General features: G+C 33.8%; 20 protein-coding genes. 12 read left to right on the plus strand and 8 right to left on the minus strand.

Translation table 11 applies throughout. From position 1 onward, the window contains the following. Window positions 1-38: 38 nt before the first annotated feature. The 5 genes from polA (at window position 39) to RA0C_RS02000 (ending at window position 6,236) form a co-directional block, all read left to right on the plus strand. Complete coding sequence (polA, locus tag RA0C_RS01980) at window positions 39-2,846, plus strand: DNA polymerase I (protein WP_004919066.1); 2,808 nt, start codon at window positions 39-41, stop codon at window positions 2,844-2,846. A gap of 80 nt (window positions 2,847-2,926) precedes the next feature. Then, window positions 2,927-3,616, plus strand: coding sequence for a porin family protein (locus tag RA0C_RS01985; protein ID WP_004919065.1), 690 nt, complete (start codon window positions 2,927-2,929; stop codon window positions 3,614-3,616). 78 nt (window positions 3,617-3,694) lie between these two features. Then, complete coding sequence (locus tag RA0C_RS01990; RefSeq protein ID WP_004919064.1) at window positions 3,695-4,375, plus strand: outer membrane beta-barrel protein; 681 nt, start codon at window positions 3,695-3,697, stop codon at window positions 4,373-4,375. Window positions 4,376-4,418: 43 nt separating this feature from the next. Beyond that, window positions 4,419-5,264, plus strand: coding sequence for a glycosyltransferase family 2 protein (locus RA0C_RS01995; RefSeq protein WP_004919063.1), 846 nt, complete (start codon window positions 4,419-4,421; stop codon window positions 5,262-5,264). A gap of 18 nt (window positions 5,265-5,282) precedes the next feature. Next, window positions 5,283-6,236 carry a PhoH family protein gene (locus RA0C_RS02000; protein ID WP_004919058.1) on the plus strand — a complete coding sequence of 318 codons (954 nt, stop codon included), beginning with the start codon at window positions 5,283-5,285 and terminating at the stop codon, window positions 6,234-6,236. Window positions 6,237-6,279: 43 nt separating this feature from the next. Here the strand turns inward: RA0C_RS02000 and era are convergent, their stop codons facing one another. Next, window positions 6,280-7,155 carry a GTPase Era gene (era, locus tag RA0C_RS02005; protein ID WP_004919057.1) on the minus strand — a complete coding sequence of 292 codons (876 nt, stop codon included), beginning with the start codon at window positions 7,153-7,155 and terminating at the stop codon, window positions 6,280-6,282. A 104-nt stretch (window positions 7,156-7,259) separates the two neighbouring features. Beyond that, entirely contained in the window at window positions 7,260-7,616 is a 357-nt protein-coding gene (rplS, locus tag RA0C_RS02010) for a 50S ribosomal protein L19 (RefSeq protein ID WP_004919056.1), read from the minus strand. A 253-nt stretch (window positions 7,617-7,869) separates the two neighbouring features. On the opposite strand from rplS, the gene RA0C_RS02015 reads away from it, so the two are divergent. Beyond that, window positions 7,870-9,546 (plus strand): formate--tetrahydrofolate ligase, encoded by a 1,677-nt coding sequence (locus RA0C_RS02015; RefSeq protein WP_013446738.1) that lies wholly within the window; start codon window positions 7,870-7,872, stop codon window positions 9,544-9,546. A gap of 10 nt (window positions 9,547-9,556) precedes the next feature. Next, window positions 9,557-10,201, plus strand: coding sequence for a lysoplasmalogenase (locus tag RA0C_RS02020; protein WP_004919053.1), 645 nt, complete (start codon window positions 9,557-9,559; stop codon window positions 10,199-10,201). 80 nt (window positions 10,202-10,281) lie between these two features. Here RA0C_RS02020 and RA0C_RS02025 read toward each other — a convergent pair whose 3' ends face one another. From RA0C_RS02025 to RA0C_RS02050, 6 genes are all read right to left on the minus strand, one after another. Further along, complete coding sequence (locus RA0C_RS02025) at window positions 10,282-12,099, minus strand: metallophosphoesterase (protein ID WP_004919052.1); 1,818 nt, start codon at window positions 12,097-12,099, stop codon at window positions 10,282-10,284. Window positions 12,100-12,430: 331 nt separating this feature from the next. Continuing rightward, complete coding sequence (locus RA0C_RS02030) at window positions 12,431-13,285, minus strand: nucleoside phosphorylase (RefSeq protein ID WP_004919047.1); 855 nt, start codon at window positions 13,283-13,285, stop codon at window positions 12,431-12,433. An 18-nt stretch (window positions 13,286-13,303) separates the two neighbouring features. Beyond that, window positions 13,304-13,633 (minus strand): translation initiation factor, encoded by a 330-nt coding sequence (locus RA0C_RS02035; protein ID WP_004919044.1) that lies wholly within the window; start codon window positions 13,631-13,633, stop codon window positions 13,304-13,306. Window positions 13,634-13,761: 128 nt separating this feature from the next. After that, the gene (rny, locus tag RA0C_RS02040; protein WP_004919041.1) at window positions 13,762-15,336 is read right to left on the minus strand and encodes a ribonuclease Y; all 1,575 of its coding nucleotides are present in this window, start codon (window positions 15,334-15,336) and stop codon (window positions 13,762-13,764) included. A gap of 263 nt (window positions 15,337-15,599) precedes the next feature. Then, window positions 15,600-15,878: a cell division protein ZapA gene (locus RA0C_RS02045; protein WP_004919039.1), complete on the minus strand. Its 279-nt coding sequence runs from the start codon at window positions 15,876-15,878 to the stop codon at window positions 15,600-15,602. Next, entirely contained in the window at window positions 15,878-16,180 is a 303-nt protein-coding gene (locus RA0C_RS02050; RefSeq protein ID WP_004919038.1) for a hypothetical protein, read from the minus strand. Before RA0C_RS02050 ends, RA0C_RS02045 begins: the two co-directional genes overlap by 1 nt. A gap of 253 nt (window positions 16,181-16,433) precedes the next feature. Between RA0C_RS02050 and RA0C_RS02055 the strand changes: the two genes are divergently transcribed. From RA0C_RS02055 to nhaA, 5 genes are read left to right on the plus strand one after another with little or no spacing between them, the layout of a single operon-like run. After that, window positions 16,434-18,293, plus strand: coding sequence for a DNA topoisomerase IV subunit B (locus tag RA0C_RS02055; RefSeq protein ID WP_013446739.1), 1,860 nt, complete (start codon window positions 16,434-16,436; stop codon window positions 18,291-18,293). 19 nt (window positions 18,294-18,312) lie between these two features. After that, window positions 18,313-18,807 (plus strand): hypothetical protein, encoded by a 495-nt coding sequence (locus tag RA0C_RS02060; RefSeq protein WP_013446740.1) that lies wholly within the window; start codon window positions 18,313-18,315, stop codon window positions 18,805-18,807. Window positions 18,808-18,809: 2 nt separating this feature from the next. Continuing rightward, a complete protein-coding gene (locus RA0C_RS02065; protein ID WP_004919022.1) occupies window positions 18,810-21,383 on the plus strand; it encodes a DNA gyrase/topoisomerase IV subunit A in 2,574 nt (857 codons plus the stop codon). A gap of 41 nt (window positions 21,384-21,424) precedes the next feature. Then, window positions 21,425-23,632, plus strand: coding sequence for a RelA/SpoT family protein (locus tag RA0C_RS02070; protein WP_013446741.1), 2,208 nt, complete (start codon window positions 21,425-21,427; stop codon window positions 23,630-23,632). 30 nt (window positions 23,633-23,662) lie between these two features. Next, complete coding sequence (gene nhaA, locus RA0C_RS02075; RefSeq protein WP_014411209.1) at window positions 23,663-25,015, plus strand: Na+/H+ antiporter NhaA; 1,353 nt, start codon at window positions 23,663-23,665, stop codon at window positions 25,013-25,015. Window positions 25,016-25,152: the final 137 nt, after the last annotated feature.

Below are 25,152 nucleotides of genomic sequence, written 5' to 3' on the forward strand. Positions count from 1 at the left end.
TCAACTATTAGAAAAAAGATTTTGTTTATCTTTGCTCTATGACTGAGAACACCGATAAAAAACTGTATCTTGTAGATGCCTACGCAATGATTTTTAGAGGCTACTATGCCTTTATCAGAAATCCTAGACTTACCACTGGTGGATTAGACACTTCCGCTATCTATGGTTTTACTAACTCTCTTATTGAGTTAATTAAAAAGGAACGCCCTACACATTTAGCAGTCGTTTTTGATGTGGGAAGGCAAAATGTAAGACACGAAGATTTTTCTGACTATAAAGCCAACAGAGCCGAAACTCCAGAGGCTATAAAAATTGCGGTGCCTTACATTCATCGTATTTTAAAGGCAATGCATATCCCAATTTTAGGAGTAGAGGGCTACGAGGCAGATGATGTTATAGGTACTATTGCAGGCAAGGCAGAGAAGCAAGGTTACGAGGTATTTATGGTAACGCCAGATAAAGATTTTGCACAACTCGTTACAGAGCATATAAAAATCTATAAACCAGGGTTAAAAGGTGGCGATGTTGAAATCTTAGGCGTAAAGGAAGTTTTAGAAAAATACGAAATAGAAAACCCTAAGCAGATTATAGATTATCTAGGAATGATGGGCGACTCGGTGGATAATATTCCTGGGCTTGAAGGAGTGGGAGAAAAGACCGCAAAAAAATTCATCAAGGAGTATGGCTCTATGGAAAACCTTCTGGCCAATACTCATCAGCTTAAAGGGAAATTAAGAGAAAAGGTGGAAGCCTCCGCAGAGCGTGGTCTTATGTCAAAAAAACTAGCCACTATACTTTGTGATGCTCCCATAGAGTTTCATCAAGAGGAGTACGATTTAGAAACACCTAACTTTGAAGAAGTAAAACAAATTTTTGAAGAGATAGAATTCCGAAGATTGTACGAAAATCTTTACAAAGCCTTCTCTACGGAAAATTCGGCAGAGGAAAAAAAATCGGATAAAGATTCTGTTCAGTCGCCAGTACAGTTAGATTTATTTTCAGATTTTGAAGCATTAGAACAAGCTACAACTACCAAACATACCATAGAAGACCGAGAGCATCTCTATCAATATATAGATACAGAAAAAGGTCAGCTTTTGCTCCTACAAAATCTATTGAAACAAAAAGCGGTTTGTTTTGATACAGAAACCACCTCTTTAGATGAGATGGAAGCAGAGCTTATAGGCATTAGTTTCAGTTATAAAAAAGGCTTGGCTTATTACGTTCCAATCCCTGAAAATAGAGCGGAGGCACAGGCTATTGTAGAGCGTTTTCGTCCGTTTTTTGAAAAGGAAAGCATCTTAAAAATTGCTCATAATCTAAAATATGACTACAAGGTACTCCTAAATTACGGTATAGAAGTTACAGGTAATTTATTTGATACAATGATTGCCCACTACTTGCTCAATCCTGATGGCAGACACGGCATGGATTATCTTTCGGAAATGTACCTTAACTATAAGCCTATAGCATTAGAAACTTTAATTGGCAAAAAAGGAAAAGGGCAAAAAACATTACGAGAAATTGACTTACCAACACAAACACAATACGCCGCAGAAGATGCTGATATTACCTTTCAATTGTACGAAATTTTTTCGCCTCAATTAAAAAAAGAAGAGGTAGAAGAGGTATTTTATAAGATAGAAATGCCTTTAGTTAAAGTCTTAGCTAAAATGGAACTAACGGGCGTAGCTTTAGATGAAGAATGGCTAAAAGATGAAAGTATTAGCTTGGAGCAAGATTTAAAAATTTTAGAAGGACAAATATTTGAACAGGCGGGAGAAGAGTTTAATATTAACTCTCCTAAACAGTTAGGAGATATATTATTTGAAAAATTAAAATTAGACCCTAAAGCTAAGAAGACGAAAACAGGACAGTATTCCACTTCGGAAGATGTTTTGCAAAAACTTTCTCATAAACACGAGATTATCAAGTTAATTTTGGAATACCGCCAATTACAAAAGCTAAAATCTACTTATGTAGATGCTTTGCCAAATCAAATCAGTCCAATAGATGGCAGAGTGCATACCAGCTTTGCCCAAACGGTAGCCGCTACAGGAAGACTGGCTAGTAATAATCCTAATTTACAGAATATCCCTATAAGAACGGAACGAGGACAACAGGTAAGAGGTGCTTTTGTAGCTCCAAAAGGTTCTAAAATTGTTTCAGCGGATTATTCTCAAATAGAACTTCGTCTTATTGCAGAAATTTCTGGAGAGGAAACAATGATAAAGGCATTTAAGGAGGGGCAGGACATTCACGCTTCTACGGCTTCCAAATTATTTGATGTTCCTTTGAATGAAGTGTCTAAAACTCAAAGAAGCCAAGCTAAAACAGTTAATTTTGGTATTATTTATGGACAAAGTGCTTTCGCTTTAGCAGACCAAACAGGTCTTTCTAGAACTGATGCTAAACAACTCATAGACTCCTATTACGAAACTTATCCAAAGTTAAAAGCCTTTATGACAGAGCAAGTTCAAGTGGCTAGAAAAAAAGGCTATGTAGAAACTATCATGGGAAGAAAAAGACACCTTAAAGATATAAACTCTAACAATTTTGTAGTAAGAGGACATGCAGAAAGAAATGCTGTAAACGCCCCAATACAAGGTAGTGCTGCTGATATTATAAAACTGGCAATGATAAAAATAGATTCTGAAATAAAAGCTCAAGGTTTAAAAACCAAAATGCTTTTACAGGTACACGATGAATTGGTATTTGAAGTTCCAAATGAAGAGATAGAAGTTGCGACTACTTTAATAAAACAAGAAATGGAAACTGCTTATTCCACTAAAGTACCATTGCTTACAGAGGTTGGGGTAGGAGATAATTGGCTAGAAGCTCATTAAGTGTGATGAAAATCATTTGCACTCTCAAATGATTTAGGTTTATATTTGTAAAATAACGATTGAAATAAAAATTATTAAAAATGAAAAAAATTTTATTAGCTAGTGCGATTGCACTTTTTGGAGGATTGAATGCACAAGTTAAATATGGTTTAAAGGCTGGTTATAACCTATCTAATGTAAGTTTAGGTACTCCAGCAACTAGTGTTAAAGTGCTTTTAGGTAACAAGTCTGGATTCAATGCTGGAGGTTTTGTAGAATATGGTTTTGGAAAAAATCTTAGCTTACAGGGGGAAGTTCTTTATAGCAATGTAGGTGCTAAATTAACAGCTGATGTTAATAAAATTAAATCTGCAGAAGATCTTTTAGACGCTGGTTTTTCTGGATTAAACGTAAAAAAAGCTTCAGCTACTATCTCTATGCATCAAGTGTCTGTACCAGTTTCTTTGAAATATTCATTTGATAAATTTTCTATTTTAGGAGGTTTCTCAGTTAATTTCAATGCTGGTGTGAGTACTAAAATTGAAGCTGATGGAACAGATGTTAAAAAGTCTATTGAGGCTGATAGCGAAATCAAACTAGACGATACAATAAAATCAGAGTTAGCATCAGCAAACTTTGGTTTACATTTAGGTGTTGAGTACATGTTTACTAAAAATATGTTTGTAGATGCTAGATATAACTGTGGTGTATCTTCGCTTAATAAAAACTATACAGATTTTGCGAAACTTAGACAAAGATACTTCCAAATTGGCTTAGGATATAAGTTCTAATTTTTATAGTTATATTATTTAAAATAGTTTTAGGGTTGCTTTTTTACTAAGGCAACCTTATATTTTATAACAGCCATAATGAGATTATTTATAATTCTATTTATTAGTTGTGGACTTAAAGCTCAATATTTTAAGCAAAACAGAACTATTTTTGCAGGAGCTAGTCTTTCTAATATAATTGTTAATTTTGATGATGCCACTTCTTTAAAATTAGTGTCAGGGAAAAAGTTGGGATATTTTATTGGGGTTACTAAAAACTATAATATATCTGACAAATATTTTTTAGACGCTAGAATCAAACTTTCTGAAACGGGAGGCACAATAAAAAATTCTACTTATTTTATTAAGACTAAATTTCCTAATGATTTGGAAAAATACCGAAATGCATTACTCAAGATTTCTATTTACCAAATTGCAATAGAAACCAATATAGGGATACAAAGTAAATATATTAGTATTTATGGAGGGTTACAGCCTTCGCTAATTGTGTTCGGAATATATAAAGAAAACTATCTAAAATCTATTGAAGGACAACCATCTGAAACAGCTGAAGATATTAACTCCAGTGAGATAAAGAACAATATCAATTTATTCAATATAAAGGCACAAGTAGGAACAACCGTCAATATATCCAGAAACTATTTTATAGATATGAGTTATCACTTTGGACTACATAAAGTAGCTTCCATAAATACATTTAATAATTCTTTAAACTTTAATCAATCTATAATTCAAATAGGAGGAGGTGTTTATTTTTAGAGGAATCTTTATATTTGCTAAGAATTTTTATAGTTAAACCAATTTGAGATTCCTTATCATCATACCAGCACATAATGAAGAAGATAGTATTTTGCTATGTCTAAACTCTTTAGCAGAACAGACTTATCAAAACTTTAACTGCATTATTGTAAATGATGGTTCCACGGATAAAACAGAAAAATTAGTAGAAAATTTTATTAAAAAAAATACTTCTTTTAGACTTAAAAATTTAGAATCTTCATTTCACCAGCCGGGGGCAAAGGTAGTTCAAACTTTTTATCAAGGTTTAGAGGAAGTTTCTTTAGTTGATTTTGATGTTATTTGTAAATTTGATGCCGATGTTATTTTTCCACCACAATATTTAGAAAACATCAATAAAGTCTATACAGAAAATCCTAAAGCTGGTATGGTCTCTGGATTGGTGTACGTTCAAAACGATAAAGGAGAATGGATTTATGAAAATTTATCCTCAAGAAATCACGTCAGAGGTCCTATAAAATCTTACCGAAAAGATTGTTTTTTAGCAATGAATGGACTTCGCTCCGTATTGGGTTGGGATAATATAGATGTTATGTTAGCTCAAATGAATGGTTATGAAACAGTTACTATTAAAAATCTTTGGGTAAAACATTTAAGACCCACAGCTTATAAATACAAATCTCAAAAAGCTGAAAAATTGGGAGAATATTTTTACAATATAGGACTTAATTTGCCTTTAGCGATGATATCATCTGCGAAGTCGTCTTTTAAAAATAGTTCTTTTTCAGAATTTTTTATAACAATGAAGAGCTTTTTATCTCAAAATAAGCCTTTGCAATTAACTCAGGAAGAAATTAAATTCATTAGAAAATTGAGAAATCCTCTACAAAAAATATTTAACAGACAATAAATCTATCACTTAGTATATATGGAATTAACTTACGAAATCTCAGGAATAGAAATTAAAACCTTTTACGGAGTTCAAAATCAGTTTTTTAATCTGATAAAATCTTCGTTTCCTACCCTTAAAATAACAGGGAGAGACCATTTCATATTCGCTATGGGAAATCCCGAAACTTTGGAAGTATTAAAAGAAAAATTAAACGATATTGTAAAATTTATCACTAAACATAATACTATTACCATTAAAGATGTAGAAAGTATCTTGATGATAAAAGACGAAAAAGAAAAACAACTCGTCTTTGACCAAGATATTATAGTGAAAGGAGTTCAGGGGAAAATCATTAAAGCTAAAACCACTAACCTCAAAAAACTCGTAAAGGAAACAGAAACAAAAGATATGGTATTCGCCATAGGTCCTGCGGGTACAGGAAAAACTTATACCAGTGTAGCTTTGGCAGTAAGAGCTTTAAAGGAGAAACAAGTAAGACGGATTATCCTCACACGCCCTGCGGTGGAAGCGGGGGAGAGCCTTGGTTTTCTACCTGGGGACTTAAAGGAGAAGCTAGACCCATATCTACAACCGCTTTATGATGCTTTGCGAGATATGATACCACACGAAAAGCTAGAAGGATTTATTGAAAAAAAAGTGATAGAAGTAGCTCCATTAGCTTTTATGAGAGGGCGAACTTTGGACGATGCTTTTGTAATTTTAGACGAAGCACAAAATACAACTCATGCCCAAATGAAAATGTTTCTAACAAGAATGGGGATGAATGCTAAATTCATAATCACAGGTGACCCCACACAAGTAGATTTACCATATAAGCAAAAATCGGGATTGAAAGAGGCTATGCATATCCTAGAAAACATTAAGGAAATAGGTTTTGTATATCTTAACGAAGCGGACGTAGTAAGACACCCTGTGGTTAAAAAGATAATCTCTGCTTATAACGAGGAAGAAAAAAAGGCAAAGCAGTAATAAAAAATAAAAGCCGTTTCAGAAATTGAAACGGCTTTTAAATTTATCTATAACCAAAACTCTTTAAATCTCTTTCATTTTTACGCCAATCTTTTCTAACTTTTACAAAAAGATTAAGGTGAATTTTCTTATCAAAAAACTTTTCCAAATCAAGTCTCGCCTGTGTGCCTACCTTTTTTATAGCCTCGCCTTTGTGTCCTATTAAAATACCTTTTTGGCTGTCTCTTTCTACATAGATAATAGAGTCTATAAAGATAATACCTTCTTTTTCTTTAAACATTTCTGTAACCACCTCTACAGAGTAAGGAATTTCTTTTTCATAATTAAGCAAGATTTTTTCTCTAATAGCCTCATTTACAAAAAAGCGTTCAGATTTATCCGTAAATTGTTCCTTATCGTAGTATGGTGGATTTTCAGGAAGTAAAGATTTCAATTTTGGTAAAATAACATCTGTATTAAATCCTTCTAGTGCAGATATAGGCAATATTTCTGCCTTAGGGATTTGCTCATGCCAAAAATGCATTGATTTTTCTAATTCCTCTTGATTGGTTTGATCTATCTTATTGATAAGGATAAGTACAGGAACAGGAATTTTATTTAATTTTTCAATAAGGAATTCTGAAGGAGCATCTTTATCAGTTACATCTACTATAAAAAGAAAGACATCTGCATCTTGCAGAGAATCTTTTACAAAATCCATCATCTTTTCCTGAAGTCCATATTTTGGGTCTAAAACTCCTGGGGTGTCAGAAAAAACAATTTGCAAATCAGGTTCATTATAAATCCCGAATATTCTATGTCTTGTGGTTTGTGCTTTTTTAGTTACTATGGCTAGTTTTTCACCCATCAATTGATTAAGAAGAGTTGATTTGCCAGCATTTGGTTTTCCTACAATATTTACGAATCCTGCTTTGTGCATTATATTATTTTATATTCTACAAAGTTATGAAATGGTCTATAAATAAAAAAATCCCTCTAATAATTAAGAGGGATTTAGGTTTAAATCTTCTAATAAAGCCTAAATTATTTAGCAATATAAGGCTTATCTTTAATTCTAGCTTTTTTACCTCTAAGGTCACGGAAGTAGTAGATTCTAGCTCTTCTTACGCTACCTCTTCTGTCTACTGTGATTTTTTGTAGAGCAGGCATATTGATAGGGAATACTCTTTCTACGCCAACATCGCCACTCATTTTTCTGATAGTGAAAGTCTTAGTAGCTCCAGTTCCTCTTAGTTGGATAACCACTCCTTTAAAGAACTGAGTTCTTGTTTTTTGACCTTCTTTAATTTCGTAGTAAACAGTGATGGTATCACCAGCTTTGAATTCAGGGAATTCTTTTTTTGTAATGTACTTGTCTTGTACGTACTTAATTAAATCCATTTTTTAATAAATAAAATAAGTTTATGCCAAACAACATACACGGCTCTCGTCAGAGGTTGATTAACAGTCGGCAAAATTAAAATATTTTTTTTAATCAGCCTAATTTTTATGAGAAAATTTACATGTTAGATTCAATAGAGAAAATTTTGCCTCTGTATGCAAAAAACAATGACAAAATAAAGGTTTAATATCTTTTCAATTGCCTTAGGTTTTAGTAAATTTGGGCTTAGTTAAATTATTAAAAATAGGTACTATGAGTTTTCCATCAGATTTAGAAATAGCACAAGACGCAAAAATATTACCGATAAAAGAAATTGCAGCAAAAGTTAACATTCCAGAAGATAATTTAGAACTATACGGAAAATATAAAGCTAAACTTCCGTTGTCGTTAATTGACGAGAATAAAATAGAAAAATCTAAACTGATTCTTGTGACTGCAATTACGCCTACCCCAGCAGGGGAAGGTAAAACTACCGTAAGTATAGGGCTTACCGAGGGACTTAATAAAGTTGGAAAAAAAACTATAGCAGTATTAAGAGAGCCATCTTTAGGTCCTGTTTTTGGAATTAAGGGTGGAGCTGCAGGTGGTGGTTATTCCCAAGTGATTCCAATGGAAGATATTAATCTGCATTTTACGGGTGATTTTTCTGCCATAGAAAAGGCGAATAATCTATTGGCAGCAGCCATTGATAATAATATTCAAAATGCATCTCGTTCGCTTAATATAGACCCTAGAACGGTGGTTTGGAAAAGAGTAATGGATATGAATGATAGGGCTTTAAGACAAATAGTAATTGGGCTTGGAGGTTCTGCAAATGGTATTCCTAGAGAAGATGGTTTCAATATCACACCTGCTTCTGAAGTTATGGCTATTCTTTGTTTAGCTGAAAATTTCTCGGATCTCAAAAAGCGTTTAGGAAATATCTATGTAGGAAGTACTTATGATAAAAAGCCAATCTATGCTAGAGATTTAAATGTTGTAGGGGCAATGGCTATCCTTCTAAAAGATGCTATAAAACCTAATCTCGTGCAAACTCTAGAAGGCAATCCTGCTATTTTACATGGTGGACCATTTGCGAGTATAGCACAAGGTACTAATTCTGTTTTAGCGACTAAAATGGGACTTTCTTTAGCTGATTATACCGTAACTGAAGCTGGTTTTGGAGCAGATTTAGGAGCGGAAAAGTTTCTTAATATTAAATGTGTTTCTTCTGGACTAAAACCTGATGCGGTGGTTGTAGTGGCTACGGTAAGAGCTTTGAGGCATCACGGAGGAGCTAAAAAAGAGGAGTATAGCACACCTAATCTAGATTTTGTAAAAAAAGGAATAGGTAATTTAGAAAAACATCTGGAAAATGTAATGAAATTTGGATTGAAACCTATAGTAGCTATCAATCATTTTGATACAGATAGCGAGGAGGAGATAGAGTTCATTAAAGAAAAGTGTAAAGAAAAAGGCATAGAAGCTGTGGTTTCCTACGGATTTACCAAAGGCGGAGAAGGTACGAAAGAATTAGCTAAAGTAGTTGCTGAATTAGCGGAAAGCAATAATTGCAATTTTAAGCCACTTTATGCTTACACAGAAACCATACCAGAAAAAATAGAAAAAATAGCTAAAGAAATCTATGGTGCATCATCTGTTGCCTATACTTCCAAAGCTAAAACTCAATTGAAAAAGATAGAATCTTTAGGACTTTCAGGACTTCCTGTTTGTATGGTAAAAACACCGAAATCTCTTAGTGATACCGATTCTAAAATTGGCAGACCTGAAAATTTTGAAGTTACAGTAAGAGAGTTTGAATTTGCTGCTGGAGCAGGATTTGTAATCCCGTTGCTTGGGACTACTATGCGTATGCCAGGGTTGCCTAGTATCCCTGCTGCCGAAGGAATGGATATAGATGATAATGGCGTAATTACAGGGCTTAGCTAATAATTAGGAAATGAAAAAGACGGGCTACATCATACTATTGAGTATTGTTTTCATTGTAGATTTACTAGGAATCTATTTTGATAAAATAGGGGTAAGAGTATATAGTAAGCCATTACTAATTCCCATAATAGCTTTAATTTATTATCAACTTAATAAAACTGAATCGCTGAGTAATAATAAACTTTTTTTAACAGGATTATTTTTTAGTTTTTTAGGTGATGTTTTCTTACTAAAAGATTCTGGTTTTTTGTATGGGTTAGCTAGTTTTTTATTAGCACATATTTTTTACATTATCTGTTTTTATAGAATAAAGTCGCCTCGATTTTCTTTAGTAAAATTACTGCCAATAGCTATTTATTTAGCTACTTTTATTAGTTTGTTTTGGAGTCATTTAGGTGATATGAAAATCCCTGTAATTGTGTATGCTTCTGCTATATCAGTAATGCTTTATTTTTCGTTAGGCTTAAAAAATAAATACATTAAATTTGGAGCTTTGTTTTTTGTAATATCAGATACGATTCTTGCTCATTCTATTTTCTTTGAATATAATGTGTACAAAGGTCTTGCGGTAATGATAACTTATATTATAGCTCAAGTATGTTTAGTTTATGGTGTCTATAAAATTAGTAAAACCCCAAAGTATCTAAATACCTAAAACTTAATACCGCCCTTAAAGTAAAAATAGAGTTGTAGTAAATACAACTCTATTTTTCATTTGTTAGAAATAGACTATTTTTATTTTACAATTATCTTATGGTTTGAGGTTGCTCCATTAGTCTGTATTACTCTAACAACATAGGCTCCTTTATTCAAGCTTTTAACATCTATTTTATTAGTATTTGTACTCAATATTAGTTTACCATCCATACCATAAATATCAGCCTGATGTACATTTTCTGCATTGATATTTAAAATATCCGTAGCAGGTATAGGATATACAGCAATATCTGATTTACTTGATTTTGAAACAGCGTCTGTTCCTAGTGTATCATCTTGTTTTATTATTTTTATTTCATCAAAAAGGTAAGCTTCTCCCTTTTCATTTACAGCATAGGTGGTAATTTTCATACTTTCGTCTGTTACCACTACATTACTAAAAGTAGGTTCATCAGTTTGTCCTAACCTTCCCGTAAACAGGCTAAAATAATCTGGCACTCCCGTTACACTCTCAAAAGATTTCATTTCGGCCTCTGTTCTAGGTGAATATTTTTTAACTCCCGCAGAATTATTTACCATATATACAGTACCTTTTTGAACATTATAGGTGCCACCTTCTTTCCCTGTCATATTGGCCCTTGTACCTCCAGGAACTTCTTTAATATCAGTAACTGCATTAGGTACTAACTTCTTATCATAAACAGGACCTATAACTTCATAAACATGGTCGTGCCCTTGAAAATAGAAATCAATATCATTTTTATCTATGTAAGAAATCATTGCTTCTCTAATGGTTTTCAAATCTGCCTTGGCGTGATGATTAGCACCTGTGTAAATATTTCTATGCGAAGCTAAAAAACGCCATTTTACATCTGGATATTTAGCAACTTGTTCACTAATCCAATTACCCAAATGATCTAGATAACCAGGCGTTCTATACTCTTCGTAATTAAGAATAATGAACAAAGCATTTCCATAAACAAAAGAGTAATTAGTACCATCTATCTTTGTTGCAAAACTAGGATTTTCTTTATTGTAAGAATCATCAGTATTAAAGTGGCGAAAAAAGTTTTTATCTACTATACTTACATCATGATTTCCCAACACAGGTACTATAGGCATTTTCATCCAATGATTTTGCATAGTAGCAAACCATCTTTCCCATTCCCACTCAGAAGAAGAAGATTTTGTAGTAGAGGTGGACGATGTCTCTATAAAATCTCCCGTATTTAGGTTAAACCTCGCATTGGGAAACATCTCCATAGCTTTTGTTACGGTATATTGAGATACATCAAACATCATAGGAGTATTAGCCTGAGTATCTGTGGTATAATTAAATGTGAAAGAGGATGTATTAGGAGCCGTTCGGAAAGAGCCTATACTACTCCAAGCTCCTGGTTTACCTACTCTAAAAGAATATTCTGTATCTGGAGTAAGATTTTCTGCTACGGCTTTATGAGAGATATACTCCCTTGTTGCAGGATTTTGAATATCAATATATTTTGGAAATGCAAAGTTTAGGTAATCTAGTACCATTGTATTCTTATTAGCATTAAGATAATTTAAGCTAATCTTTTCTCCTAAAGCACTAAATTCTATAGCATTTACAAAATCATCTTCCTTGGCATTAGATTTTGCAACAATTTGTACAACGCTATTTTCATTCTCCACAATATCATTTGTAAACCAGCAGAAGCCAAGCCTCGTTTTGGGATCTCCATTGAGTACCATATTGATACTAAATGGCGTAGTGTTTGGTCTTAAGACTCTACTGTCTCCAAAAGATAAAAAATACTCTGTTACAGAAGGTACAGAATATTTTTCTATTTGGGAGTAAACTCGATTAGAAGCAACGCATACCGTTAACAAACTCAATAGTAATTTAATTTTTTTCATATTCACCTTAGTTTAATTTTACGGTTGCAAGTAAGCATTTATTCTTAAACAGAATATGAAGTGTATATTAAAAAAAGGTTAAACTTGATTATTATGTCATAAAAGCTTTTAGGATAGGATATAACCACATCTACTTTATGGTAAAATCTTGCGTGAGGGCGGAAAGCTTTGTGGGAGCTTTTTTGGAAGGGAAATGTTCAGGCAAAAAAGAGCAACTACCTGAAGACTGACGGCGTAGATTCAGTTTTGAACATTGGAGACCAACACGCCATAATACCAAAGGAGGCATAAGCCTCCCTCATATAGTTTTTATCATATATATCAAATGGGGTTATTTAATAATTCTATCCAACACCCATTCTATCATATTTTTTTCTGAAGTGTGGTGGTCAGCAGAAAACTCACCTCTACGGCGGTTGGCAATTACACAGTTCACGGTAAGAGCTTTATGACCAAGTAGCTTTGATAGACCATAGATTGCGGAAGTTTCCATCTCAAAGTTAGAAACTCCTAAATCGTTAAGGGTTTCTAAGAAGTTTTCATCTACGGCTTTAAGCCTTAGCTGTCTTCCTTGTGGAGCATAGAATCCAGGGAAAGTAGCGGTGTTTCCGTGGTATTTGGCATCTTTGTAATAATCTGAAATATCTTCTGCCCAATCTGAAAAATAAAGCATTGATTTTATTTTCTCATAAGGGAACTTTTCTAAGAAATTTCTAGAAAATTCATTTTCAAACTGATAGTCTTGGTAGAAATGTAACAAACCGTCAAGTCCCACCACATTTTGAGTTACCAGCATATTATCTACCTCTATATCAGGGTTTACACTACCACAAGTTCCTAAACGGAACAACTGTAACGCAGTATGTTCTGACTTGAATTCTTTATTTTTCAAATCAATATTTACCAAGGCATCTAGCTCATTCATTACGATGTCTATATTCTCAGTACCGATACCTGATGACATCACCGTAATTCTTTCCCCTCTAAGCGTTCCTGTATGTGTATAGAATTCCCTTTTGTTCTTTTTGATTTCTATTTTATCAAAATATTTAGAAACCTTAGGAACACGGTCTGGGTCTCCTACCAAAATTATTTTTTCTGCAATATCCTCTGGAAGCAAATTAAGGTGATACACACTTCCGTCTTCATTAAGCACCAGTTCTGATGCAGCTAACTTATTAAGCATAATTATATATTTTTTATTTTATCCTCCTACTCGTTTTGTTTTGTATCCCATTTCTTTAAGAATGTCCATTATCTTATCCCTGTTGTCGCCTTGTATAATGATAATGCCGTCTTTTTCGGAACCACCTATTCCTAAAGTTGTTTTAATTTTTTTAGAAATTTGTTTTAGTTCATCATCATTACCTTCAAAGCCTTCAATCAGAGTTACGGGCTTACCATTTCTCCCTTTTTTTTCATATTTACAGATAAGAGGCTCTTTTTGAATAGAAGTTTCTGTCTCCTCTTCAATTTCAAAGTCTTGCTCTATATGGTCAGGAAAAAGGTTCTTTAGTTGGTCTCTTAAATCCATGTTTCAAAGGTAGTAATTTGTTCTTAATTCTGATGCTATTTTGGAAGTGATTTTTTGCAGTTCTTCATAAAGAAAAAATCCAAACCTAGTTATTAAGTTTGGATTTTTGTATATAAAACAGTTAATGTCTATCGTGCGATATTAACGGCTCTAGTTTCTCTAATCACCGTGATTTTTACTTGACCTGGATAAGTCAGTTCATTTTGAATTTTTTCTGAAATATCGTAAGAAAGTTGAGCGGCTACACTATCATTTACTTTAGCACTTTCTACCATTACTCTAAGCTCTCTACCCGCTTGAATAGCGTAAGCACTAGACACTCCTTCAAAACTTAATGCTGCTGCTTCTAAATCTTTTAATCTTTGGATATAAGACTCTAGTACTTGTCTTCTCGCTCCAGGTCTTGCACCTGAAATTCCGTCTGCTACTTGGATAATAGGAGAGAGAAGGGAAGTCATTTCTATTTCGTCGTGGTGTGCACCTATGGCATTTACAACTTCTGGATTTTCTCCAAATTTTTCAGCCCACTGCATACCTAATAAAGCGTGAGGAAGCTCAGACTCTTGTTCTGGAACTTTACCTATATCGTGTAATAAACCAGCTCTCTTGGCTAATTTCACATTAAGACCTAGTTCTGCCGCCATAGTAGCCGCTATATTAGCCACCTCACGAGAGTGTTGTAACAAGTTTTGTCCATAAGAAGAACGGTACTTCATTCTACCTACTATTTTTACTAGCTCTGGATGTAAACCGTGTATTCCTAAATCTATAATAGTTCTTTTACCAACTTCTATAATTTCCTCTTCTATTTGCTTTCTTGTTTTTTCTACAATTTCTTCAATTCTTGCAGGGTGAATTCTACCGTCTGTAACTAATCTATGAAGAGATAGCCTTGCAATTTCTCTTCTCACAGGGTCAAAACAAGATAAAAGGATAGCCTCTGGTGTATCATCTACTATAATTTCTACACCTGTAGCTGCTTCTAAAGCACGGATATTTCTACCTTCTCTACCAATAATTCTCCCTTTAACATCATCAGATTCTATATTAAATACAGATACCGAATTTTCTATGGCCTGTTCTGTTCCTATTCTTTGGATAGTTTGGATAACTATCTTTTTAGCTTCATTCTTTGCATTAAGTTGAGCTTCCTCCATTATGTTCTGAACATAAGACTGAGCCTTAGTTTTAGCTTCAGATTTCATGGTTTCTACCAGTTCTTCTTTCGCCTCTTCAGCAGAGTAGCCTGAAACTTTTTCTAAAAGCTCTACTTTTTTAGCAATAGCGACGCTAAGTTCTTCTTGTTTCTTCTCTAATTGTTCTTCCTTTCTAGAAAGGTCGCTAAGTTTCTTGTCTAAGTCTTTTTCTAATTTACCTACTTTGCTTAGTTCGTCATTTAGTTTTTGCTCTTTATCTCTCGCTCTTTTCTCAACCTCCTGCATTTTCTTTTCTCTCTGCTGTATGTGAGCGTCATGTTCTGTTTTGAGCTCTAAAAAGCGTTCTTTAGCTTGTATGTTTTTTTCTTGCTTTATACTTTCGGCTTTTACTTTAGCCTTTTCTATTAAATTCTCTGCGTTTTTCTTAGCATCTTCCACAATGAATTTTGCCTTAGAATTTAACGAGCTTTTAGCAAAAGCAAATCCTATAGCGGCTCCCACTATAAGACTACCGAGTATACTGATGATTAAAACTACTGTATCCATTTATATATATTTATTAATTTTTAACTTTTTTCCATAAAAAAACCTACAACCATTCTGTAAGATTAAAAGAGTAAACTCCTAATCAACACGATTCAGGTTAAGTCTTACTATCTGTAATCCGTGATAAAACGGCACGCCATCTAGTAAGCATTTACCCAGTATTAGTTTAGCGTTGAGTTTACCTTAATTAGTGTTAGAACAGTTGTAGGCAAAATTTCACACAATAATGAGGAAAAGTATTTCCGTATCCTAATTATTGTTTTTTATTCGTCCAATAGTTGATTAAGATAACTTAATCTCTTTTGGACAGTTTCTATATTATTCTCTCCATTTTGTTTGGCGACTTCTGCATTAGTACCTAGCTTTAATGCACACATTGCCAAAACATCTTGTTTATCTTGAACATTAAAATTAGTTTCAAACTCCTTAATCATCATTTCTATTTGCTTTCCTACTTTACGGAGTGTTTCTTCTTCGTCGGCAGGTACATTAAGTGGGTATCTTCTACCAGCTATATTGATGTTGATTCTACGCACTTCCATTACAAGCCTTTATTTTGAAGTTGTGCAATACAAGCATCTATTTCCTTAATAAGTCTATTGATGTGGTTTTTCATCAGTCTATTATGGTTGGGATTACCCGATATTGCAGAAACTAACTTTATTTCTTTATATTTTTCCAACAATTCCTGATGAGCCTTTTTCTCTGCATCTAATTTCCTCTTCGTTTCATTATGGCTATCTAAAAGAGCTGAATAATCATCTTTAAGTTTTTGATAATCATTTTTTAAACGAATTACCTTTTGTTCAACTTCTGAAAAATGATTTTCTATCTCTTTTAGCATACCCTCAGGATGTGTTCTAACCTTGACACAAAAGTATAAAAAAAACTTCGCCTGCTAAAGGATTTTTTCACTTTTTTAATTCCTTCTCAAAACTTATATTGATGTACTTTGAGGCTTTAAATCCTTTAATATTTTGATTGTTTGAGTTTTATAAGAATCGTGGAAAATACTTTTGTTTAAAATTTTTCTTTTAAAATAGGTTTGCTTAAATTTGTGGGTTATTGTTTTTTACATTAAAAATAGAGGCTTATTTATGAGTGAAGCATTACAACAGGTTAATTATTCCGAAGATAACATTAGAACTCTCGATTGGCAAGAGCATATTAGACTTCGTCCAGGTATGTATATTGGGAAGTTGGGAGATGGTTCATCGGCTGATGATGGTATCTATATTTTATTAAAGGAAATTCTGGATAACTCCATAGATGAGTTCAGAATGAAAGCTGGTAAAAGGATAGAAATCAAGTTAGATGACAGAAAAGTCCAAATCCGAGATTATGGAAGGGGAATCCCTTTGGGGAAAGTGGTAGACGCTGTTTCTAAAATGAATACTGGGGGGAAGTACGATAGTAAGGCGTTTAAAAAATCGGTGGGACTTAACGGAGTAGGTACCAAAGCAGTTAATGCTTTATCCGAATATTTCAGGGTGAAATCGGTACGAGATAATAAGACTAAAGTTGCCGAATTTTGCAGAGGTAATATCACGGAAAACTTTCCAGAAGAAGATTCTAGCGATAGAAACGGAACTGAGATTACCTTTATTCCAGACGCTGAAATATTTTTGAATTATAAATTCAGAAAAGAGTACATCGAGCGTATGCTTAGAAATTACGCTTATCTAAACCCAGGTCTTAAAATCATTTTTAATGGAGAGACTTATTTCTCCGAAAATGGACTGAAAGATTTACTGGAAGAGGAAATGGAAAGCCAAACGCTTTACCCAATTGTACACCTTAAAGGAGATGATATAGAGGTTGCCATTACTCACTCGGATAAGTCTCAAACGGAAACTTACTTTTCGTTTGTTAATGGACAAAATACCACACAAGGTGGAACGCACCTCAATGCCTTTAGAGAAGCCTATGTAAAAACAATACGAGAATTTTTCAATAAAAACTTTGATGCTTCGGATATTAGAAAGTCTATTATTGCCGCAATTTCTATAAATGTAGAAGAGCCAGTTTTTGAATCTCAAACCAAAACCAAGTTAGGTTCTAATGACATTGGTCCACAAGGTCCAACCGTAAGAACCTTTGTAATAGATTTTCTTAAGACCAAACTAGATAATTTCCTGCATAAAAACCCAGAGGTTGCAGAAGCGGTTCATAAGAAAATTTTGGTTTCTGAAAGGGAAAGAAAAGAGCTTTCTGGAATACAAAAACTCGCTAGAGAAAGAGCCAAAAAAGTATCTTTACATAATAAAAAGCTAAGAGATTGTAGGCAACACTACAATGAGCAAAAAGCAGATAGAAAATCAGAAACTCAGATTTTTATAACGGAGGGAGATTCTGCATCAGGGTCTATTACCAAGTCTAGAGATGTGGAAACTCAAGCTGTGTTTTCTCTCAAAGGGAAACCTCTTAACTGCTACGGACTTACCAAGAAAGTAGTGTACGAAAACGAGGAGTTCAACCTTTTACAAGCCGCACTTAATATAGAGGAAAGTTTAGAAGATTTAAGATACAATCAAGTCATTATTGCCACTGATGCCGATGTGGACGGAATGCACATTAGATTATTGATGATTACTTTCTTTCTTCAGTTTTTTCCTGATTTAATTAAAAATGGACATTTATATATCTTACAAACGCCGTTGTTTAGGGTAAGGAATAAGAAAGAAACGCGTTATTGCTACACAGAGGAAGAGCGTATAAGAGCACTAAATGAACTTGGTAAAAATCCTGAAATCACAAGATTTAAAGGTCTTGGAGAAATCTCTCCAGATGAGTTTAAACACTTTATAGGTAAAGACATTAGACTTGAACCTGTGGTAATAGGGAAAGACCAAACTATAGACCAAATTCTAGAATTTTATATGGGTAAAAATACACCTGATAGACAGCAGTTTATTCTAGAAAATTTAGTTGTAGAAGAAGTTATAGAAGGAGAATAAATTTGTGTATTAAAGAATTATGAGATTAAGTAATAAGGTAAGAACTCCCTATTATCAGTTTATATTTACTTTGGCAAATATAACGTTATTGATAGGCTTAATTTTCTTTATATTACAAAACAAAGTAGCAAAGCTATTTACTATACCTATTGATATTGGTATTATAGCTTTTGCCATTTTTCTATATCTCATTTTTTATATCAGGGGAAGACAAATTTTTGAGTACGATAGTGATGGCGAAACTCTTAATTTTCAAAATAGAAATATCATTGATTTTCTAGGCAAGAATGCAAAAGATGAATTTCCAAAATATAAGTTAGATTCTTACGAAATAGTTGATGTTTTTCTTTTTAGAAAATTATATATAAGACTAAAAAATAAGAAGGGTAGTTTAACTGTACTTAAATACGATATTTCTTATCTTAATAGTAAAGAGATAAAAGATTTAAAGCTATCACTTAACAGAACCATAAAATCAAATCAAGAAAACTCTAACAATAGAGATATAAATTAGTAATGGAAGAACAATATCAGAAAGGAGAAACACTGAAAAAAGTTTCAAGATTATATAAAGATTGGTTTTTAGATTACGCATCTTATGTGATATTAGACCGTGCCATTCCTTCTATTTTTGATGGTTTCAAACCTGTACAAAGGAGGATTATGCACTCTATGAAAGAGTTAGAAGACGGTCGTTACAACAAGGTGGCGAACATCGTAGGGAATACAATGAAATATCACCCTCACGGTGATGCTTCCATTACAGATGCAATGGTTCAGATTGGTCAAAAAGAACTCCTTATAGACACACAAGGTAACTGGGGAAATGTCTATACTGGCGACTCCGCTGCTGCTGCTAGATATATAGAGGCGAGGCTAACTCCTTTTGCATTAGAAGTTGTATTCAACCCAAAAACGACTCACTGGGTAAAATCTTATGACGGCAGAAATAATGAACCTATAGATTTACCTGTTAAGTTTCCGTTACTTCTCGCTCAAGGTGTGGAAGGTATTGGTGTAGGGCTTTCTACTAAAGTGATGCCTCACAACTTTAATGAACTGATAGAAGCATCTATTGCGTATCTTAAAGGAAAGAAATTCCAGCTTTATCCAGACTTTATGACGGGCGGTATGCTAGATGTTAGCAACTATAACGATGGCGAAAGAGGTGGAAGATTAAGAGCTAGAGCTAGGATTATCCAAAAAGATAAGCATACTTTATGCATTACTGAACTTCCGTTTTCCAAAACGACTAGCGACTTGATTGACAGTATCATTAAAGCTAACGAGAAAGGGAAGATTAAAATCAAAAAGATAGAAGATAACACTTCTGACCAGGTAGAAATCAACATTCACCTTAATAATGATGTTTCGCCTGATAAGATGATAGATGCGTTGTATGCATTTACAGATTGTGAAATTTCCATTTCGCCAAATGCTTGTGTTATCGTAGGCGATAAGCCAATGTTCTTGAGTGTTTCGGAAATTTTAAAAAGAAATACAGACCACACCGTTTCTCTTCTAAAAAGAGAACTGGAAATAGAGCTTGGAGAGTTGGAAGACAAGTGGCATTTTGCCTCTCTAGAAAGAATCTTTATTGAAAACGAAATTTACCAAGAGATTAAAGGGAAAGATTCTAAAGAAGCAGTTTACGAAGCCATTAACTTAGCCCTTCAACCTTTCATTAAAAACTTAATGAGAGAGGTGGTTACCGAGGATATTATTCGTCTTACGGAGCTTCCATTTATGCGTATTTCTAGATATGATAGAGATAAAGCATTAGAAAATATTGCCGCTCTTGAAGGTAAAATGGAGGAAGTTAAGCATCACTTAGCTCATTTGGTAGAGTATGCCATCAATTATTTCCTTAATATTAAAAAGAAATTTGGTAAGGATAAAGAACGCCGAACAGAACTTAGAGTTTTTGATACTATTGATGCCACAAAAGTAGCCGTAGCTAACGAAAAATTCTATGTTAATAGGGCAGAGGGCTTTATAGGAACATCACTTCGAAAAGACGAGTATGTGTTTGATTGCTCCGATATAGACGATATTATTACCTTCAGAAAAGATGGGGTAATGCAAGTAACTAAGGTAGAACCCAAAACTTTTGTGGGCAAAGATATTATACACACAGGCGTTTGGAAGAAAAATGATAAACGCACTGTTTATAATATGATTTACCGAGAGGGCAAAACGGGACCTTATTATATGAAAAGGTTTTCCGTAACCTCCATCACAAGAAATACCGAATATCCTTTAGCTTCAGAAGTTAAAGGTTCAGAAGTGCTTTATTTTTCTGCCAACCCTAATGGAGAAGCAGAGGTGGTAACGGTTCTTTTGAAGCCTAATGCTAGAATACGAAAAAATAAAATAGAGATAGACTTTTCAGATTTGGCGATTAAGGGTAGAAACTCTAGAGGAAATCTAGTTACTAAATACGCCGTAAAAAAGGTAGATTTGAAAGAAGAGGGCGTTTCTACGTTAGCACCTAGAAAAATATGGTTTGATGAAACGGTGAGAAGGCTTAATGCTGATGCAAGAGGTACATTATTAGGCAGTTTCAAAGGAGATGATAAAATACTTACCATCAATACCAAAGGAGAAGCTAAACTAATGACTTTTGATTTGATGAATCGCTTTGATGATGAGTATCTAGTGCTTGAAAAATGGAGACCAGACCAACCTATTACTTGTATCTACTATGATGGCGAGAAGGAAATCTATTTCATTAAGAGATTTTTATTAGATAATACACTTAATCCTCAAGGGTTTATGCCTAGTGAACACCCAAAATCCTTTATTGAATTTGTGGGCGTTCAAGACGGTTGTACTGCAGAAATCATCTTTGGAAAAGACAAAACAGGCAAAGAAAAAGACCCTGAAATTGTAGATATAGACGAATTTATAGTAGTTAAAGGGATTAAAGCAATGGGGAATCAGTTTATTAAGGAAAAAGTGAAATCCATCAATATTACCATTCCAGAAAGAGAGGAGGAAGAAGAACCCGAAATGGAAGAAAAAGAGCAATCAAATGATTCTGACGATATACCAGAAGAAGGTATTATAGGAGATTTATTTGGAGGTTAAAAGTATACAAATGTTTTATGTTGGTTTTAAAGTAGAAATATATGGTTTACGATTTAGAAAAAGAAAATAAAGAGATTTTGGCAAGGTATAAGGATTTAATTTCCAATACTTACAGAACTCTCAACGAAGAGCAAAATAAGCTCATTCGTAAAGCTTTTGATATAGCGCTAGATGCACACAAAGATCAAAGGCGAAAAACAGGAGAACCATATATCTACCACCCAATCGCTGTAGCAAAGATAGTTGCCGAAGAGATAGGTTTGGGAGCAACCTCCATTGCTTGTGCTTTATTGCACGATGTTATAGAAGATAGCGATTATACCTACGAAGACATCAAAAAAATATTCGGTGAAAAAATAGCCAGTATCGTTAATGGATTAACGAAAATTTCGGTAATGAACAACCAAAATATTTCTATACAATCCGAAAATTACCGAAAGCTATTGCTTACACTATCCGAAGATTTTAGGGTTATTTTGGTTAAAATTGCAGACCGCCTACATAATATGAGGACGCTGGATAGTACGCGTCCAGACAAACAGAAAAAAATAGCTTCCGAAACGGTTTATATCTATGCTCCATTGGCTCACAGGCTAGGACTTTATAATATTAAATCAGAATTAGAAGATTTATCTTTAAAATATAATAATCCTGAGGTTTATACAGAAATTACCAGCAAACTAGATTTAGCCAAAGAACAGAGAGAAGGCTATTTAGAAGAGTTTAAAAATGAAGTTTCAGAATATTTATCCAAAGAAGGTCTCAACTTTAAAATAAAAGGAAGAACCAAAGCCATTAGCTCTATTTATAGAAAAATGTTGAAGCAAAATGTTGGCTTTGAAGAGGTTTATGATAACTACGCTATTAGGATTATTTACAAATCTGACCTTAAAAATGAGAAGTTTTTAGCGTGGAAAATCTATTCCATTGTTACAGACCTTTACAAGAGTAACCCTCAAAGAATGCGAGATTGGATTTCTGCTCCTCGTTCCACTGGGTATGAAAGTCTTCACCTCACGGTATTAGGTCCCGATAACAAATGGATAGAGGTTCAAATCCGTTCCGAAAGAATGGACGAAATTGCTGAAAAAGGGGTGGCAGCTCATTATAAATATAAGGAAGGGTTCAGACGAAATAGTGATGACACCAATTTTGAGCAATGGGTAACTCAGATTAGGGAGGTTCTTGAAAATCAGGAAATGATGTCAACCTCCGAGCTGCTAGATGATATCAAACTCAATCTCTATTCTAAAGAAGTTTTTGTTTTCACTCCAAAAGGCGAAGTTACTATTTTACCTAAAAATGCTACCGCATTAGACTTTGCATTTTCTGTGCATACAGATTTGGGTATGAAATGTTTAGGAGCTAAAATTAACGGAAAATTAGTTCCAATCAGTTATGTACTAAAAAATGGAGACCAAATAGAAATTCTATCTTCTAACAATCAAAGACCTAAACAAGACTGGCTAGATTTTGTAGTAACTTCCAAAGCTAAATCAAAGATTAAGAATGCTTTAAATATAGAAAGAAACCAGCGTGTTGCAGAAGGAAAGGAAATTCTACAAAGAAAACTGAAAAGTGCAAAAATTGCATTTAGTGAGGAGGAAGTTAATAATCTACAAAAATATTTCGCACTTAAGACCTCACAAGAGTTATTTCTTAAATTTCATGATGGTAGCCTAGATATTGGTGATTTAAAAAGATATTCGGAAAGAAAGAGTATTTTCTCATCGCTTCTTCAAAAATTCCGAAAAATCCCAACTAAATCTCAAAATATAAAAGAGGAAAATCCTTATCAAAACCTCGATTTAATTGTTTTTGGTAAAGATGAAGAAAAACTCAATCATACTTTTGCCAAATGTTGTACTGTAGTGCCGGGAGATAAGATATTTGGTTTTTTAACCATTTCTGATGGTATTAAGGTACATAATGATAACTGCCCCAACGCTGTAAATCTACGAGCTAACTATGATTATCGTGTTTTAACTGCAAAATGGGTAAATGCTGAGAGCTTTAGTAACCGCGTTAAAGTACAAGTAGAAGGCTTGGATAGAATGGGAATGATAAATGATATTACTAAAATCATTACTAATGCGATGAGTATTGATATGAGGAGCTTTAGTATCGAGTCTACCGATGGGATTTTCACAGGGCAAATAAGCCTTGAAGTTAAAAGTAAGGACCAACTAGAGGAAACTATTAAACACCTTAGAAGGATAGAGGGAGTCACTAGTGTAAAAAGAATCTAATTTTTTAATTTGATAAAAAATAAATATTTTATGGAACAACCTAAAATTCATTTAACTCCAGCAGATAAGCATATTGTAAGACCAGTAAATAAGTTTATTAGTAAATCCACAACGGGTGGTATAGTGTTATTTATTGCGGCTTTAATTGCGATATTTTTCGCTAACTCTGAATGGAGTGAAGAGTACAATCATTTTTGGCATCAGCATATAGTAATTAGTCTAGGCGAATTTTCTTTAGACCTATCATTACACCATTGGATAAATGACGGACTTATGGCCATATTTTTCTTTGTGGTAGGGTTAGAGCTCAAGCGAGAACTCACCAATGGAGAGTTAGCTTCACCAAAAAAAGCAATGCTCCCTATTATAGCAGCTATTGGAGGTATGGTTTTTCCTGCCCTTATCTATACTTTCTTTAATAACGGAACAGATGCTGCACATGGTTGGGGAATTCCTATGGCAACAGATATAGCCTTTGCACTTGGCGTAATGTACCTACTGGGGAATAAAGTGCCTTTACCATTAAAGGTATTTTTAACAGCTTTAGCCATTGTAGATGATTTGGGAGCAGTTTTGGTAATCGCTATATTTTATACTAATGAACTACATATGGGATACCTAAGCCTGGGGCTTGGTATTTTTGCATTGATGCTTTTCTCTAATAAAATGGGCGTTAAAAGTATTATTCATTATGCTATATTGGGGATAGGAGGCGTTTGGCTTTGCTTCTTGATGTCAGGAGTGCATGCTACTATTGCTGCTGTTTTAGCTGCTTTTACAATCCCTGCTAGTGCTAGAGTTAATGAAAGTTATTTTGTCTATAAAATGAGAGAACTTAGAGATAAATTTCTAAGTATAGACCCTGATGAAAAACACGAAGACTTAACTGATGAGCAAATTCGTGTGGTGGAAGATATGCATGAATTAACAAGAGAAACAATACCACCTTCTCAGCGTTTAGAACACGGTATGCATAGTTTTGTAAGCTTTATTGTGATGCCTATTTTTGCATTATGTAACGCGGCTATTCCTATCTCTTTTGATAACGGATTGAGTTTAGTTACTATTGGAGTTATTTTAGGATTATTACTCGGAAAAGTACTAGGTATATTTGGACTGTTAGGTGCTTTGATAAAACTGAAAATAGTTAAAAAAACAGAAGGTTTGTCTATGAAAAATTTGTTAGGAGTTGCTTTTTTAGCTTCTATAGGATTTACAATGTCTTTATTTATCACAGAATTAGCCTTTGACACTAAACTACACCCAGAGTATGTTCCAGAGGCTAAAATGGGGATTATTATAGCCTCTCTTATTGGAGGTATTGTAGGATATCTTATATTAAACACCAATAAAGAAGAGAAAAAAGGAGGAGAAAATATTTAGTATTCTCTAATCAATTCTTTTTATAAAAAACTTCACATAAAAACCGTTAATTTAAATGGGAAAGAGAAGTTAGCTTCTCTTTCCCATTTTTTATCCGACTAAAAAAAAGACTGTCTTCTAATAGACAGTCTTTATAT

The organism is Riemerella anatipestifer ATCC 11845 = DSM 15868 (assembly GCF_000252855.1).
GTDB lineage: Bacteria > Bacteroidota > Bacteroidia > Flavobacteriales > Weeksellaceae > Riemerella > Riemerella anatipestifera.

What these genes read in the sequence shown, in the direction of transcription:
- polA (WP_004919066.1), top strand. Translation starts at nt 39, where the DNA reads ATGACTGAGAACACCGATAAAAAACTGTATCTTGTAGATGCCTACGCA.
- RA0C_RS01985 (WP_004919065.1), top strand. Translation starts at nt 2,927, where the DNA reads ATGAAAAAAATTTTATTAGCTAGTGCGATTGCACTTTTTGGAGGATTG.
- RA0C_RS01990 (WP_004919064.1), top strand. Translation starts at nt 3,695, where the DNA reads ATGAGATTATTTATAATTCTATTTATTAGTTGTGGACTTAAAGCTCAA.
- RA0C_RS02000 (WP_004919058.1), top strand. Translation starts at nt 5,283, where the DNA reads ATGGAATTAACTTACGAAATCTCAGGAATAGAAATTAAAACCTTTTAC.
- era (WP_004919057.1), bottom strand. Translation starts at nt 7,155, where the DNA reads ATGCACAAAGCAGGATTCGTAAATATTGTAGGAAAACCAAATGCTGGC.
- rplS (WP_004919056.1), bottom strand. Translation starts at nt 7,616, where the DNA reads ATGGATTTAATTAAGTACGTACAAGACAAGTACATTACAAAAAAAGAA.
- RA0C_RS02015 (WP_013446738.1), top strand. Translation starts at nt 7,870, where the DNA reads ATGAGTTTTCCATCAGATTTAGAAATAGCACAAGACGCAAAAATATTA.
- RA0C_RS02020 (WP_004919053.1), top strand. Translation starts at nt 9,557, where the DNA reads ATGAAAAAGACGGGCTACATCATACTATTGAGTATTGTTTTCATTGTA.
- RA0C_RS02025 (WP_004919052.1), bottom strand. Translation starts at nt 12,099, where the DNA reads ATGAAAAAAATTAAATTACTATTGAGTTTGTTAACGGTATGCGTTGCT.
- RA0C_RS02030 (WP_004919047.1), bottom strand. Translation starts at nt 13,285, where the DNA reads ATGCTTAATAAGTTAGCTGCATCAGAACTGGTGCTTAATGAAGACGGA.
- RA0C_RS02035 (WP_004919044.1), bottom strand. Translation starts at nt 13,633, where the DNA reads ATGGATTTAAGAGACCAACTAAAGAACCTTTTTCCTGACCATATAGAG.
- rny (WP_004919041.1), bottom strand. Translation starts at nt 15,336, where the DNA reads ATGGATACAGTAGTTTTAATCATCAGTATACTCGGTAGTCTTATAGTG.
- RA0C_RS02045 (WP_004919039.1), bottom strand. Translation starts at nt 15,878, where the DNA reads ATGGAAGTGCGTAGAATCAACATCAATATAGCTGGTAGAAGATACCCA.
- RA0C_RS02050 (WP_004919038.1), bottom strand. Translation starts at nt 16,180, where the DNA reads ATGCTAAAAGAGATAGAAAATCATTTTTCAGAAGTTGAACAAAAGGTA.
- RA0C_RS02055 (WP_013446739.1), top strand. Translation starts at nt 16,434, where the DNA reads ATGAGTGAAGCATTACAACAGGTTAATTATTCCGAAGATAACATTAGA.
- RA0C_RS02060 (WP_013446740.1), top strand. Translation starts at nt 18,313, where the DNA reads ATGAGATTAAGTAATAAGGTAAGAACTCCCTATTATCAGTTTATATTT.
- RA0C_RS02065 (WP_004919022.1), top strand. Translation starts at nt 18,810, where the DNA reads ATGGAAGAACAATATCAGAAAGGAGAAACACTGAAAAAAGTTTCAAGA.
- RA0C_RS02070 (WP_013446741.1), top strand. Translation starts at nt 21,425, where the DNA reads ATGGTTTACGATTTAGAAAAAGAAAATAAAGAGATTTTGGCAAGGTAT.
- nhaA (WP_014411209.1), top strand. Translation starts at nt 23,663, where the DNA reads ATGGAACAACCTAAAATTCATTTAACTCCAGCAGATAAGCATATTGTA.